This window comes from Dapis hubbardiae BLCC-M172, from assembly GCF_050016015.1.
In the GTDB taxonomy this organism is placed as follows: Bacteria; Cyanobacteriota; Cyanobacteriia; order Cyanobacteriales; family Microcoleaceae; genus Trichodesmium.
On record NZ_JBNHEQ010000248.1, the window covers coordinates 1 to 13,526 of the forward strand.

Consider the following 13,526-nt stretch of genomic DNA (forward strand, 5'->3'; position numbering starts at 1 on the left):
CACCATTTTAGTCGGTCAAGTAGGATACGTTAGACGGCTAAAACTTAAGCTGTGCAAAGTATTTAGGAATCCGTCGTAACGCACCATTTTAGTTGTGTCAGTCTAATACACTACAATAGCTGCATTTCCAACTTTTGACTTTTGACTTATATATTAAGATGGTGCGTTACGGCGCAATTTTACGTTTTGAGGTATAACAACATTTACACGGTTGCGCCTAACGCACCCTACTGGACTGAATTATCAAGGGTTCTAGCCATTTTTAGGGCATCGACGTAATTCCCTTGTCTAGAGTAGCTTTAACGCATTTTTTCGACCAGAAAATGTTTAAGTACCAATAAGATGGTGCGTTACGGCGCAATTTTACGTTTTGAGGTATAACAACATTTACACGGTTGCGCCTAACGCACCCTAAACCCTAATAAATAGAGTTGTAATTTTTCCCTATTCCCTGTTCCCTATTCCCTATTCCCTGTTCCTTCTATAAAAGGGGCGCTTAACAACAATAGCTGCATAATTTTTTCCCCTAATTTCTACTTCTAATTTTTGACCTACCTTAGCTAATTTTTTAGGTACATAAGCTAGAGCGATCGCTTTCCCCAAAGTAGGAGACTTAGTACCGCTGGTAACTTCCCCCACCACCTTACCATCACTCAAAACAGGATAACCATGACGAGCAATAGAGCGATCGAGCATTTCCAAACCAACCAAACGCTTTGAGACTCCTTCAGCTTTTTGTCTTTCCAATATCTGACGACCAATAAATTCACCCTTTTTCTCCAGATGAACTAACCAACTTAAACTAGCTTCTAGAGGAGTAGTCTCAGTGTCAATATCTTGACCATAAAGTGCCATTGCAGCTTCTAAACGTAGAGTATCTCTCGCTCCCAAACCGCAGGGAGTAACGCCAGCATTCAACAAATTGCGCCATAACTCCACACCCACGGAGGGGTCAACCATAATTTCAAACCCATCTTCCCCAGTGTAGCCAGTTCTCGCAATAAAACCAGGTTGCTCTAATACAGTAATATCTGAATGCCCGAAAAATCCAATTGATGCCAAATTTTCCTTGACAAATTGCTGTAAATATGATTCTGCTTGCGGACCTTGGACAGCCAATAATACTTTTTCCTCAGAGATATCTTGAAATTTAACACCACTATCTTCTAAATGACTTAATATCCATCCTTTATCATTAGCTTTAGTGGCAGCATTAACAATCATAAAACCCCGTGCTTCGTTGGTGAGGGGGTCATCACTTTGACGATAGAAAATGAAGTCATCAATAATGCCTCCCTGGGGGTTTAATAAGACAGTATATTGTGCTTTACCAGGTTCTAAACTGCTTAAGTCAGAAGGTACTAAATATTGAATTTTCTCAATTAAATCGTGGCCTTGAGCGATAAACTTACCCATGTGGGAAATATCGAACATTCCAGCTTTTGTGCGTACTGCTTCATGTTCGGAGCTAATGCTGGTGTATTGTACTGGCATTTCCCATCCAGAAAATTCTACCATTCTGCCCTTGAGTTCGGTACTTAAGTCATATAGAGGTGTGCGAGAAAGAGGTTGTGTATTAGATTCTGTTGACTTGGCCACTGGTATGTCCCTAAATTTATCATAAACTTTATTGATTTTAGGACATTGTGGGTATTTACAGGAGTCAGGAGTCAGAAGTTAGGAGGGAGTGGCGATCGCTCTGCTGTTTTATTACACCAATGCTACCGGATTTGATATTATACTTTTGGGGGTTGGGTGGGGGGTCTGACCCTTAACTATAACGTTATAGTTTTGAGATTTTGGGGTGGAGAGTTGGGAGACCAGAGTTGGGAAACCAGGGTTGGCAGACCAAACCCCTAGTGCCGCTACGCGGAAGTTAAAAGTCAAAAGTATTGGTTAGTTATTTCCGCCATCCTGCACTAGGATCGTGAAACTATATCAAATCCGCTCCGGTTCGGTATACAAAAATGTTCGGTGAAAAGCGCCATTGCCAAATATAAAGCTTATCTCCCCATCTCCCCACACTCTCCACCCTCCCCACAGTATTTATCGGCGTTGGTGAATACTGGGATGATTGAGGCTGACACGGGGACACGGAGACAGGTCAATACGGGGATTATGGTTGATGCTCTCTGACAAAATCATCCCGCAATTATGCAATGCCTATTTATCTAATTACACCAATGCTACCAGATTTGATATTATACTTTTGGGGTGGGGTGGGGGGTCTGACCCTCAACTATAACGTTATAGTTTTGAGATTTTGGGGTGGAGAGTTGGGAGACTAGAGTTGGGAGACCAAACCCCTAGGATGATGAAACTATATCAAATCCGCTCCGGTTCGGTATAAAAAAATGTTTGGTGAAAAGCGCCATTGCCAAATATGAAGCTTATCTCCCCATCTCCCCAAACTCTCCACCCTCCCCACACTATTTATCTAATTACACCAATGCTACCAGATTTGATATTATACTTTTGGGGTGGGGTGGGGGGTCTGACCCTCAACTATAACGTTATAGTTTTGAGATTTTGGGGTGGAGGGTTGGGAAACCAGGGTTGGGAGACCAAACCCCTAGGATGGTCATTTCAGTTATCAGTTATCAGTGAACCTCCGACTAAAGCCGGAGGCTTGAAATACTGACGTTGGATTTTTTCATCCCCTATCCAAGGGGAGGCGCATACCCTTATTTTTTGGTAAAATTATAGCGGTTTTCACTTCATGACTTGCATTACTTCTTCCTTCTTCCTTTAACCCCAAATCTCTGTACTCTATATTAATAATCAAAACTGCTATATATCAAATCTGCTTGGCAGTTTGATTCGTTCTGTACGAGTCGAAAAATCCCGCAGTGTCGCGCCATGCACACCGTCGGGAGTATCTCAAGTCACCGACTCAGCTAATTCTTGAATCTGTTTTAAATAATTAGCGCGATCGCTAGAGTCAGGGTGAGCATAATTAAGGTTCTTAAAAAGACCTGTTAGGCGGGTAAAATAATCACGGGCAGCTTGTTTATCTTGAAATTTGTATTGACGATTAACTAGCTCATAAACCAGGCCAAAGGTTTCTTTTTGTCGTTCTAGGGGCGCACTAGCATCCACATCATCAAAAGCATCTTGCTGAAGGTAAACCATATCCAAAAACAGAGCTTTCTGAGAAGTAATAAAATCATCAAGGGTGACTCCTTCCTCTCCTGTCACCTGCATCATTTGCTCAATACTATTCCCCGTATGCAGCAGTTCAATCATTTCTTCAACCCGTTTTACCCAACCAGGTTCAACATTTTTCTCGAACCATGGGGCGAGTTGCTTAAGATAACGCGACCAAGAGATGAGAATGTCAACCGCCGGATAAAAACGCTTGTAAGCCCTTTCCGCACTTAATCCCAGGAAATCTTTAACCGTGCTTAAAGTAGACTGAGTAACGGGTTCCTCAAAGTTACCCCCAGCCGGAGAAACCGTCCCAATCATGGTCAGACTACCAATACTACCATCATTGGTGCGAATGATACCAGCTCGTTCATATACTCCCTTGATTGAGGAATCCAAATAAGCGGGAAATGCCTCTTCCCCCGGAATTTCTTCCAGTCGTCCCGATGTTTCCCGCATAGCTTGTGCCCAACGGGATGTAGAGTCAGCAATCAGCAGTACATCATAACCCATCTGACGGTAATATTCCCCCAAAGTAATACCCGTATAAATAGACGCTTCACGGGCAGCCACAGGCATTGAAGAAGTATTACAAATAATAATTGTCCGATCCATCAAAGACCCCCCCATCTTGGGATCTTGCATTTTCGGGAATTCGGTAATAGTTTCGACTACCTCACCAGCTCGTTCCCCACAGGCCACCACGATAACGATATCCACTGCCGAAAAACGGGATATCATACCTTGTAATACTGTCTTCCCCGCGCCAAACGGACCTGGAATACAACCTGTTCCGCCACGAGCAATGGGTAGAAACGTATCAATAATCCGCTGGGTCGTAATCATGGGTTCTTGGGGATAAAGCCTTTGAGAAAATCGTTTGTCTAATAATTGTTGCGGTAAAGGACGACGTACCGGCCATTGCTGGGTTAAAGTTAGACTACGTTCTTTGCCATTTTGATCCTTGATCCGAGCAATGGGAGTATCAATGGTAAAACTCCCTTGTTGAATCCAATCAACGGTAACTTCTGTAGGTTCATTGAAAGGAATCATAATTTTGTGGGTAAAGCGACCTTCGGCGACCGTTCCGATGATATCTCCAGCTTTTAAGCGATCGCCAATTTTAACCGTAGGAATAAAAGACCATTTTTTCTGGGGATTTAAGGCTGAGGCATAAACCCCACGGGGCAAGAAAGTACCGTAATCTGTTGCCAGTTCTGAGAGAGGATTTTGCAGTCCGTCGTAAACTTGACTCAGCAAACCTGGTCCGAGGGTGACAGACAGCAGTTCTCCCGTCTGTTCTACCGGATCGCCAATCCCAACACCTCGCGTACTTTCATAGACTTGGGCATCTGCCTCTTGTCCTCGCACGCGCAGCACTTCTGCTTTGAGTTTCTCAGCACGACCTTCCGTTTGCCGTTGCGGACAAATATAAATCACTTCGTTTTTGATCAGAGGTCTTGCCTGAGTGGATGCCCTTTTAATGGTAACTAGGTCTTCTTGAACGGCAATGACTTGTGCCGGATTAAATGTTTGTGCCATAGTTATTATAGTTATTATTGTTTATTGAAACTATTTAGAGAAATACCATGATTATCAGCAATTTCATACCGTTTCACGGAAGTTAAAAGTCAAAAGTCAAAAGTAAGATTTTGTAGCCTTAAAACTTTGATGCTACAGTAATTTTAGGAAATTATTTCACACCTAAAGTTTCAAACTATTTGTGACATCTTTAAAGTGAATTAGTCTCATTATTATATTCTGCTGGGGAATAAGAAGAAGTTGACATTTATCCATGATTTGCAGTATTTTTACCCTAATACAGAATATTGTACCGCAACTGCGATACAATTATAAGTTAGGGTATCGGATACTCACACATTGACCATCCAATAAAAATAACTGATAATGTTCTTAGTGATGACAAATTTATTAACAGAGGCGTTTAAGAAAGCCCAAAACTTGCCAGAACATATCCAAGACCAACTGGCAAAACAGTTAATTGAAGATATAGAGAGCGAGTTGCAATGGCAGCAAACCTTATCCAAACCCCAAAATTCTATCTTAGACGAATTGGCACGCAAAGCGTTAAATGAATCATCAGAAGGAAAAACAAGAGTAATGGGTTTTGATGAACTATGAAGTCATATCAAATCCCCTTAATTCGGTATAAAAAAAATTTCATCTTCATCCAAGAGCGAATGTTTCTAAATTCTCTTCCCTCCTAACTTCTGACTCCTGACTCCTGACTCCTAGATTAACTATATTAATTATACCAATGCTACCGGAACGGTAAGAGTAGGCATTGGTTGGCGTGCTGTGGGAGTTATGAAAACACCAGACACAATTGTTTTGTTTTGGATTGGAGTGCATAGTGAATATGATAAGTTACTCAAAAATTTATAAGTAGTCAGAGTCAAAGACGATCGATCTTGGCGTATGCGGTCGCACTGCTTGAGATAGGATTTTGATAACAAACCAGAAAATCTAAGCAAATAAATCTGTAAACTCTTCAATTCCTTCATCAACCAGTTGCCGAAACCGCTCCACCGCTACCTCACCATCATAACGAGTCCAACGATCTACCAAACTCCAACGCATGAGGTAAATTACCACCGCCTCAAAATCGAAGTAATGTCCGAAACTAAAGCGATCGAGCATTTTCCAGGTGAGTTCAAATTGTAAGCGTTCGAGAGCTACTGAGTCATTTGCCTTAAGCAGTCGATTTGCTTCCAAAACCCAAGGCAACATTATGTCTAAGCCAAATCCTGGATCATTCCAGTTGCGTTCGATAGAGTTAACCCAACGCCCCACTCCCCAAGATTGACCCACAGGTGGCGCAGTTTCCCCACGATGACGACGACGCAAAGCCACAAGAATAGTACGCAGTTCCAGACGAAAAGTAATAATCCCTTCCAAAGTAGGGTTGTTAATTTCGGCCAACAACTGGTTAGCTTCTGCAACAAACTGGCTATCGGTTCGTTCCTTTGGCTGTTCTGACCAAGTAATCAAGCTAGCAATTCGGTTGAGCCGTTCTGCATCTTTGGCATCTAATAGTTTCAACCGATTTTCTAGCTTGAGACGGGATAGGGGAGTCTGTGTCGAGCCAAATAGCTGACCGAGGGGAGGTAAACTAGACATTAGGGTGACATATTTAGGCATTATATCAAATCCGGTAGCATTGGCATTGTAAGGGTAAGGAAGAAGGAAGAAGGAAGAAGGAAGAAGGAAGAAGGCTTAAAAGCCGGAAAAACTTACATTCCCTGTAGATATTCACGTTTGGGTTTGCACAAACAATACCAGCGGACATGATATTATACCAATTCCCATGCATTATTGCTATACTTGGGCGATACTTCAGTTATTAACTGATCGATACAATCAGAATTATTTTTTTGCTGATTTTCGCTAGTAATTATGTTAATTATTCTTATGTTTGCTTCTCCGTACGGACGTTGCATGCAACGTCCCTACACTCCCCTACTCCCCTACTCAACAAAATGTAGAAAAGCTTTTGAGAAATGGTATTATTTGACGATCCCTTCTAGAAGTGCGCGAAAACGGGGCTGAAGATGTTCAAGAATTACCTCGGCAATGGCGGCATCGCTCAGGTCTAGCACTACTTCTTGATCGATTAACCGCAGTTGTAATCCCCCTTTGTTATCCTTAGTAACACCAAAACTTATGCCTTCCCGCAGCAAATCTTGATTTATCAGGCGGATAAAATGGGTAAGTATCCCTTGCTCCAGTGCTTCGGGATTACGACTAAGTTCTTCAAGACCTTGAACCTTACGGGGTAGCAACACTTCCACTTGTTCAGCTACAGCTACTGTCTCCTTGACCGAACCAACCACTTCCAGAATCAGCTTTTGCAGCAGTTCTGGTTTCTCGGTTTCGGCACCGACTAACCGTTGCACTTCCCCCGTAAATCTTTGGGTTAATTGGCTTTTGAGTGTCAAGACCGTATCGCGGAAAGCAACCTCTAAGGCTTGATTGGCTGCCCGTTCCAAGTTTTCAGACTCTTCTCTAGCTTGCTTAACAATCTGAGCAGCTTGTTTCTCAGCTTCCTTGACAATCGAATCGGCGCGTTCTTGCGCCTCTTGGACGATCTGTTCTGCTTGGGTACGACCGCTATTGACACCTTCATTGCGTAAGCGATCGATCAATGCCTCCACACCAGAGGCTACCTTAGCCGAATTAGATGTTTTGTTTTTCGTCAAAATAGTAACCTCCTTATAGAACCCCTAAAGGGATCTATTTAAAATTATAGAAATTAGAGTAGGGGAGTAGGGGAGTAGGGGAGTAGGGGCTTAGATTCTACCTTTTTCCTCTATATCTATTTCTCCATCTCCGCCAATTCAGCAATTCAGCAATTCAGATTCCTAACTCAAGAGCCAAAAACCCTCACCTTTGTAAAGATACGCTTAGGGCTTCTATACCAATTTTATCAACTTAGGCTACGCTACTTATCTGATACTTTATGTGAAATAATTTCCTGAAATTACTGTAGTGTCAAAGTTTTGCACCCCAAAAAATATTAATGCATAACTTTTGTACGGGCGAATGACCATTAGCCCCTACGACTTCCGTGAAACAGTATTACTGCGGTATTCCCTGACCTAGTACCAATGCAAACACAAGGGCAAAGACAGCAAAGCCCTCCACAATGGCAGCGGGGGCCAGAGCCAGACCAAAGATTTCCGGTTTGTCTTTAGCTGCAGCGATCGCCGAGGCACAGGCCAGACCTTGGTAAACAGCGGTAAAGAGAAACGCTAAACCCGCTCCCAGTCCAATGCCAAATAGACCGCCAGCAGCTTCCGGTGCGATCGTAGGGCGATTGAGGGCAAACATAACCACAATCCCATAAATGGACATGGAAGAAGGCAAAGCCGAAAGTCCCACAAAGCGACCATAGCCACCCTTGAGTTCTATCATGGCACCAATAGCTGCCTGTCCTGCGATGGTACAACCGATGGCACTGCCGATCGCTCCTAAGCCAACGGCAGAGTATAACCCGAACCATCCCAACAGAATTACAAATTCATCCATTAGCTATGCTCCTTTTTTGTAAAGGCATGAAATGGGTATCCTTCCTCTGAAAGACCCCAGTTAAAAAACTCAATCACATTCAGACGTACACCATGAACAAAACAGGCTAAGATAGCCATACCTAAATTTATAGAATGACCGAGCAATAGAATCAGCAGACCGACCAATAGCCCTAGCATCGGCATCCCCTCCATTACCTGTTGTGCCAAGGTATTGAAGGTAACTGCCAGAGAACCACTGGCAAGTCCCAGAGCAAAAAGTCGCAGATAACTCAAGACATCCCCGAAGAGCTTGGTAATTTCTGTCAATGCACCGAATCCATCGACCAGTCGCAAGGGAAATTTTTGGCTACTACCGAGAATAGCACCCAAAAAGACCACAAAGAACCCACCTGCCAACAGACCAATAGCCAAGTTCTGCCAGCCCAATATTACCCAAGTAAAGCCACCGAAGATAACTGAAATCCAGCCGATCGGCTTGGCTTTATCCGGAAACCCGATGGCACGATAAGCAACAACAGCGTTGGCAAAAGCCAAATGCAGACAGCCAATGGCGATTGAAAGCTGCATCATCCCATCAAAGTTTTGGAGATTCAACACATTTAGGGGAGCTAACAACGACCCCTTCGCAGGTGCAACACCAAAATAACTCCCGACCATCACTCCATAAATGACTGACGCAGTTAGAATCACTACAGCATAGATGCGAGTGCTTCTGCCACTAGCACTTTGTCCCATCCCCTTCCAGAAATAGATCAGCCCTACCCACAACAAAAGTGCATAACCTGCATCAGCCAGAATCATGGCAAAAAACAGGGCAAAGGAGAAGAAAACAATAGTTGAGGGGTCCCAAGTCCGATAACCGGGAGTCTCATAAAAGGTAACTAGGGCTTCTCCTCCTTTCAAGGTGGGTGGATTTTCCATCAGCGTTGGTGGTGTTTCGTCTGGTTGAGGAGGTTCGGCCAGGAATGCTAGTCCCTCCCGCTCGGAAAACAGTTCTAGTTGCTTTAAGTTTCGCTTGGGCATCCAACCCTGAACTAAGAAGAAGCCGTCCTCTTCTTTCGTTTGCCCGCTCGCCTCTTGTAGAACTGCCTGATCTTCGGCACGAACTAAATTTTTAGACAGCAAAAATATCCAGCGACTCAGGGCTTCTTGCTCTGCCCGAATTTCATCTAGCTCAATTTCCACCTGTTCTAACTGGCGTTGTAGTTCCTCTGGAGAAACTGAACCAGCGCGAGTGCGGGGGACAGGTAGAACATTTGAGGGTGGTTCTTCTTTGGCGATGATCACCAGATAGACATTGAGATGATCCTCTCCTACTATCTGCCAGGGAAGTTCAATCTCCCGAATATGTTTAGCTTTTGTGTGGGGCACTTGGTAAAACCAAAGTTGGTAGCCACTCAACTCATCTAAGTCTGGTAAGGTGAAGTTGCCCCAAGGTTCCAGGTTTTTGAGTCGATTAGTGAGGAAAAGGTGTTTGTCTTCTGCCTCTCTCTGGTTTTGCTTATTAACCTGTACCTCTACTAAGAACTGATCAAGATCGAACTGTGCCTCATCCCGCACTTGGTGTCGCCGTCGTGGGACATCCATAATATACTGTAGGGCTTTTTGAGCATCTTCATAGCGATCGCTTGACCCAAATTCCGTTTCTTTGGGTGGGGGTTGCAGAGGAATGAGGTGCATACAGCCTAATGTCTGCAAGCCTTCGAGTACCTTGGGCTTGTCAATTCCTAACCCAAAAACCGTAACTTTGTTTAAGGTGATAATACTCATCCTGCTTGCTTCTCCTTCTTTCGTTTAGCTAACTTGGAGTTAACAACACCTGCTCGTTCCGCATCGGCTAAATATATCTGAATTTTTTTAATATTAGCCTTGGTCTGAGGAATGAGAACTTTGTCAAACAGATTAAACCTTTGGGTAATTACTCGTTCCGCTTGATGGAGTAACTTGACTCGCTGCTGTCCCACTTGTAGTTCGATTTTTGCTTCTAGGGCAACTCGCAACAATTCAACCAAACGATCGACCCAAAATGGTTTGCCCAGAAGTGCATAATCATCTACCTCTATTTTAATTTGGTTAATTTTTGGTAGCCAAGTTCCCATGACATTTTCTTGTGCCAGATCGACTCCCGTAACTTTCACCAGACCTTTGAGATTGATTGAATCATTAGAGATCATGGGTAACTCCTTGGCGATCGCTGATTGTAGTTCCTCTAGTTGCTGTTGAGTTTGGGCAATTTTTTCCCTAGCTTTGGCTCGTTCGGCACTGATTTGGCGACGTTTGAGGTCTAGGGAAGGTAAAACATTCTCAAAGGTCTTGAGTTTTTGTTTCTGTTTAGTCAGAGATGCTTTGGTTAAGGAGAGTCTAGCCATTTCAGCTCAATCCTCATTAGGTAAGAAAATTAGGCGTTGGTGATTTGAGGTATGAAATTCAACTGGTGGTCATTTCAGTTATCAGTTAGTAGTGACACTTTCCGTTCCGGAATGCTCCGCAAACGCGAAGTGTCAGTACATCAGTTATTAGTAACATCTGGCTGTTTGCGCAGCATGACAAACGGAAACCCAGAGGTTTTAAGTCATGAAGTTTTATCTTTTCATCCCCTTAAAAGGTGAGGCTTTGAACCTCTTTTTTTGGTAAATTTCAAGCCCAAACAAGAGTAGAAATTATACCTATTTCTTCCTAAACTAAGTTACCGAAAAACTCCTTTCTGACTCCTGTGAAATTATACATTTATTCAGCAACGCCGAAAATTAGTATTTCTGCGGGATGAAATGCCTTTCTTGAGAAGAAAGCCGATCATCATACTTGTTGTCCATATTCCGCTCTCCTAGTTTGACTTTTTTTGGGGTTACGTCTTCATAAGAAATCAAACTGAGGAAATGGGAGATACAATTAAGACGGGCGCGTTTTTTGTCATCTGCTGGAACAATATACCAGGGTGCATGATCGGTATCAGTGGCAAGAAACATATCATCCCTTGCCTCGGAATAATCATACCAACGTCGGTATGATTCTAGATCCATCGGGCTTAACTTCCAGATTTTACGCGGATCATCAATACGGTCTTTAAAACGCTGTTCTTGCTCTTCCATACTGGTATCTAACCAATACTTAATCAGTTGAATTCCTGAGTCTACAAGGGCATTTTCAAAAGCAGGTGTATATTGCAGAAAGCGCACATATTGTTGCTTTGTACAAAAGCCCATCACTCGCTCTACTCCAGCACGATTATACCAACTGCGGTCAAAAATTACAATTTCTCCAGCCGCCGGGAAATGTTGGATATAGCGTTGGAAATACAATTGGGTTTTTTCCCGTTCTGAAGGAGTAGGTAAAGCAATAACGCGGAATACCCGGGAGCTAACCCGTTCCGTTAGTCGCTTGATGATACCGCCTTTTCCGGCTGCATCTCGCCCTTCAAATACAACGATAATTCTTAGTCCTTTTTCTTGCACCCAGTATTGTAATTTAACCAGTTCGCCATGAAGCTTAGTTAATTCAGTTTCGTATTCTTTGTTCGACAGTTTTGGATGCTTGTCTGAAGAATTTTTGTGTTCTTTTTTCATGGAATTATTTCTCCATGGGACAGACTATTTGGCTACACTTTTAGACTCTAGTTTTTTGGGAAAATATTTATTGATGAGTGCCTGTTTCATCAATAATTCTTGGGGTTCAAAACACTCTGATAAGGTCTGCCAAGCCAGATCGAGTGCTTGTTCCAAGGCCAGAGAAACATTAATATCCATAAATCTTGTTTGGAACAATTCACCAAACTTTAATAACTTATGATCGTATTCAGATAAATCAAAAGCCATGGCCTGTTTTTGTTCAGCATCCGTAGCACCAGAGTAAAAGCGAATCATGGTATTCATAATTTGACCATGATCTTCACGAGTTACTTTCCCAATCACATTTTGTTTTAGTCGGGACAGGGAACCAAAAGGGTCAAGTTTACCATCATGCAAGTAGAATTGTCCCTCAGTAATGTAACCTGTGTTATCAGGAACAGGGTGAGTTACATCATCTCCTGGCATTGTGGTAACAGTAAGCACCGTCACCGATCCCCCTTGAGCATAGTCGGCTGCTTTTTCATAGCGACGAGCTAGTTGGGAATACAAGTCTCCTGGATAACCTCGGTTAGCAGGCACTTGATCCATAGAAATACTAATTTCTTTGAGAGCATCAGCAAAGGCCGTCATATCTGACAGTAGCACTAAAACCCGCTTACCTTCTTCTACGGCAAAGTGTTCTGCCACTGCTAATGCCATGTCTGGAATCAACATCCGTTCCACGATCGGATCGGAAGCCAGATTAACAAACATCACCGTCCGCGAAAACACCCCTGCATCTTCAAAGGCTTGACGAAAGAAATAATAGTCATCGAAAATTAACCCTAGCCCCCCAAAAACCACAATATCTGCATCAGCTTGAACCCCAATACGAGCCAGAAAGGGGTTAAAGGGTTCCCCTGAAACCGAGAAAATAGGGATCTTTTGGCTTTCCACCAGACAGTTAAAAATATCGATCATGGGAACATTGGTGCGGATCATCTTTGAGGCCAAGATGCGCCGCATGGGATTAACTGATGGCCCACCAATGGTAACTTTGGGATCTTGTGACAATTCCGGCCCACCGTCTATAGGTTCTCCGGTTCCTCGAAACACCCTTCCTAGAATATTCTCTGAATAGGTTACTTTCATCGGATGACCCAGAAAACTTACGGATGAATCCGTTGAAATGCCTTTAGTACCTTTAAACACCTGGAGAGCAACAGTATCTTCTTTAAGGTTAATAACTTGAGCTAAAGAGAGGCTCCCATCACTATTCTCTACTACGGCCAAGTCCCCGAAGCGTGGGCTATTCTCTTGCTGGTGGGCAGTCTCAGGAACTTGAACGCGGATAATGTCGCCGATAATCTCCAAAATTTTGGAATAACGAACAAGTGCTTGTAGCATGAGATGATTTCTTTCAATTAATGAAAGTCTAACCTGTCTTTATATTAATTCCTCAAGTAGTAGTATGAGAAAATTTACTGACCAATTGTATCAATTTTTAATATTTGAAAATAAGAATATAAATTAAAATAAAATAGATATTACTTTGGCAAAAAAGAAGTCAGAATTCATATCACTGTTTATATAGAAGCTCGTAGTATTGCTCTAGCCCTATTTCATATATTTTATGGTCTAGAGTAATACTACAAACAAAAATTTTTTTATCACCTATTATTCGTATAGATACATTATATCAGTTGTGGATAGCACTGTTAGCAATAGGTTCATTAATTGATAATTGATAATGGATAATTGATAATTACAAGAAGGTTAAAAC

The 13,526-nt window shown here is 42.7% G+C and carries 13 protein-coding genes; 3 read left to right on the forward strand and 10 right to left on the reverse strand.

Going from position 1 to position 13,526, the window contains the following annotated elements:
* Window positions 1-465: 465 nt before the first annotated feature.
* Window positions 466-1,599: a glycine cleavage system aminomethyltransferase GcvT gene (gene gcvT, locus ACP6PK_RS22825; protein WP_426562952.1), complete on the reverse strand. Its 1,134-nt coding sequence runs from the start codon at window positions 1,597-1,599 to the stop codon at window positions 466-468.
* Window positions 1,600-2,159: 560 nt separating this feature from the next.
* On the opposite strand from gcvT, the gene ACP6PK_RS22830 reads away from it, so the two are divergent.
* Both ACP6PK_RS22830 and ACP6PK_RS22835 read left to right on the forward strand, forming a co-directional pair.
* On the forward strand, window positions 2,160-2,288 hold the full coding sequence (locus tag ACP6PK_RS22830) for a hypothetical protein (protein ID WP_426562954.1): 129 nt from the start codon (window positions 2,160-2,162) through the stop codon (window positions 2,286-2,288).
* A gap of 95 nt (window positions 2,289-2,383) precedes the next feature.
* Window positions 2,384-2,641: a hypothetical protein gene (locus tag ACP6PK_RS22835; protein WP_426562956.1), complete on the forward strand. Its 258-nt coding sequence runs from the start codon at window positions 2,384-2,386 to the stop codon at window positions 2,639-2,641.
* 239 nt (window positions 2,642-2,880) lie between these two features.
* Here ACP6PK_RS22835 and ACP6PK_RS22840 read toward each other — a convergent pair whose 3' ends face one another.
* Complete coding sequence (locus ACP6PK_RS22840) at window positions 2,881-4,689, reverse strand: V-type ATP synthase subunit A (protein ID WP_426562958.1); 1,809 nt, start codon at window positions 4,687-4,689, stop codon at window positions 2,881-2,883.
* A 366-nt stretch (window positions 4,690-5,055) separates the two neighbouring features.
* On the opposite strand from ACP6PK_RS22840, the gene ACP6PK_RS22845 reads away from it, so the two are divergent.
* Complete coding sequence (locus tag ACP6PK_RS22845; RefSeq protein WP_210407593.1) at window positions 5,056-5,289, forward strand: hypothetical protein; 234 nt, start codon at window positions 5,056-5,058, stop codon at window positions 5,287-5,289.
* 45 nt (window positions 5,290-5,334) lie between these two features.
* Here the strand turns inward: ACP6PK_RS22845 and ACP6PK_RS22850 are convergent, their stop codons facing one another.
* The 8 genes from ACP6PK_RS22850 to ACP6PK_RS22885 all read right to left on the reverse strand — a co-directional run bounded on the left by ACP6PK_RS22850 (window position 5,335) and on the right by ACP6PK_RS22885 (window position 13,150).
* A complete protein-coding gene (locus tag ACP6PK_RS22850; protein ID WP_426562960.1) occupies window positions 5,335-5,520 on the reverse strand; it encodes a hypothetical protein in 186 nt (61 codons plus the stop codon).
* A 114-nt stretch (window positions 5,521-5,634) separates the two neighbouring features.
* Window positions 5,635-6,309, reverse strand: a complete 675-nt coding sequence (locus tag ACP6PK_RS22855; RefSeq protein WP_094675749.1) for a DUF2764 family protein — start codon at window positions 6,307-6,309, stop codon at window positions 5,635-5,637.
* 365 nt (window positions 6,310-6,674) lie between these two features.
* Window positions 6,675-7,367: a hypothetical protein gene (locus ACP6PK_RS22860; protein ID WP_168186630.1), complete on the reverse strand. Its 693-nt coding sequence runs from the start codon at window positions 7,365-7,367 to the stop codon at window positions 6,675-6,677.
* A 379-nt stretch (window positions 7,368-7,746) separates the two neighbouring features.
* Window positions 7,747-8,196 carry an ATP synthase subunit C gene (locus tag ACP6PK_RS22865; protein WP_094673370.1) on the reverse strand — a complete coding sequence of 150 codons (450 nt, stop codon included), beginning with the start codon at window positions 8,194-8,196 and terminating at the stop codon, window positions 7,747-7,749.
* On the reverse strand, window positions 8,196-9,968 hold the full coding sequence (locus ACP6PK_RS22870) for a V-type ATP synthase subunit I (protein WP_094673371.1): 1,773 nt from the start codon (window positions 9,966-9,968) through the stop codon (window positions 8,196-8,198). The genes ACP6PK_RS22865 and ACP6PK_RS22870 overlap by 1 nt, the downstream gene beginning before the upstream one ends.
* A complete protein-coding gene (locus ACP6PK_RS22875) occupies window positions 9,965-10,567 on the reverse strand; it encodes a V-type ATP synthase subunit D (protein WP_426562963.1) in 603 nt (200 codons plus the stop codon). Before ACP6PK_RS22875 ends, ACP6PK_RS22870 begins: the two co-directional genes overlap by 4 nt.
* A gap of 378 nt (window positions 10,568-10,945) precedes the next feature.
* Complete coding sequence (gene ppk2, locus ACP6PK_RS22880; protein ID WP_094673373.1) at window positions 10,946-11,761, reverse strand: polyphosphate kinase 2; 816 nt, start codon at window positions 11,759-11,761, stop codon at window positions 10,946-10,948.
* A gap of 24 nt (window positions 11,762-11,785) precedes the next feature.
* Window positions 11,786-13,150, reverse strand: a complete 1,365-nt coding sequence (locus ACP6PK_RS22885) for a V-type ATP synthase subunit B (protein ID WP_426562966.1) — start codon at window positions 13,148-13,150, stop codon at window positions 11,786-11,788.
* Window positions 13,151-13,526 lie beyond the last annotated feature (376 nt).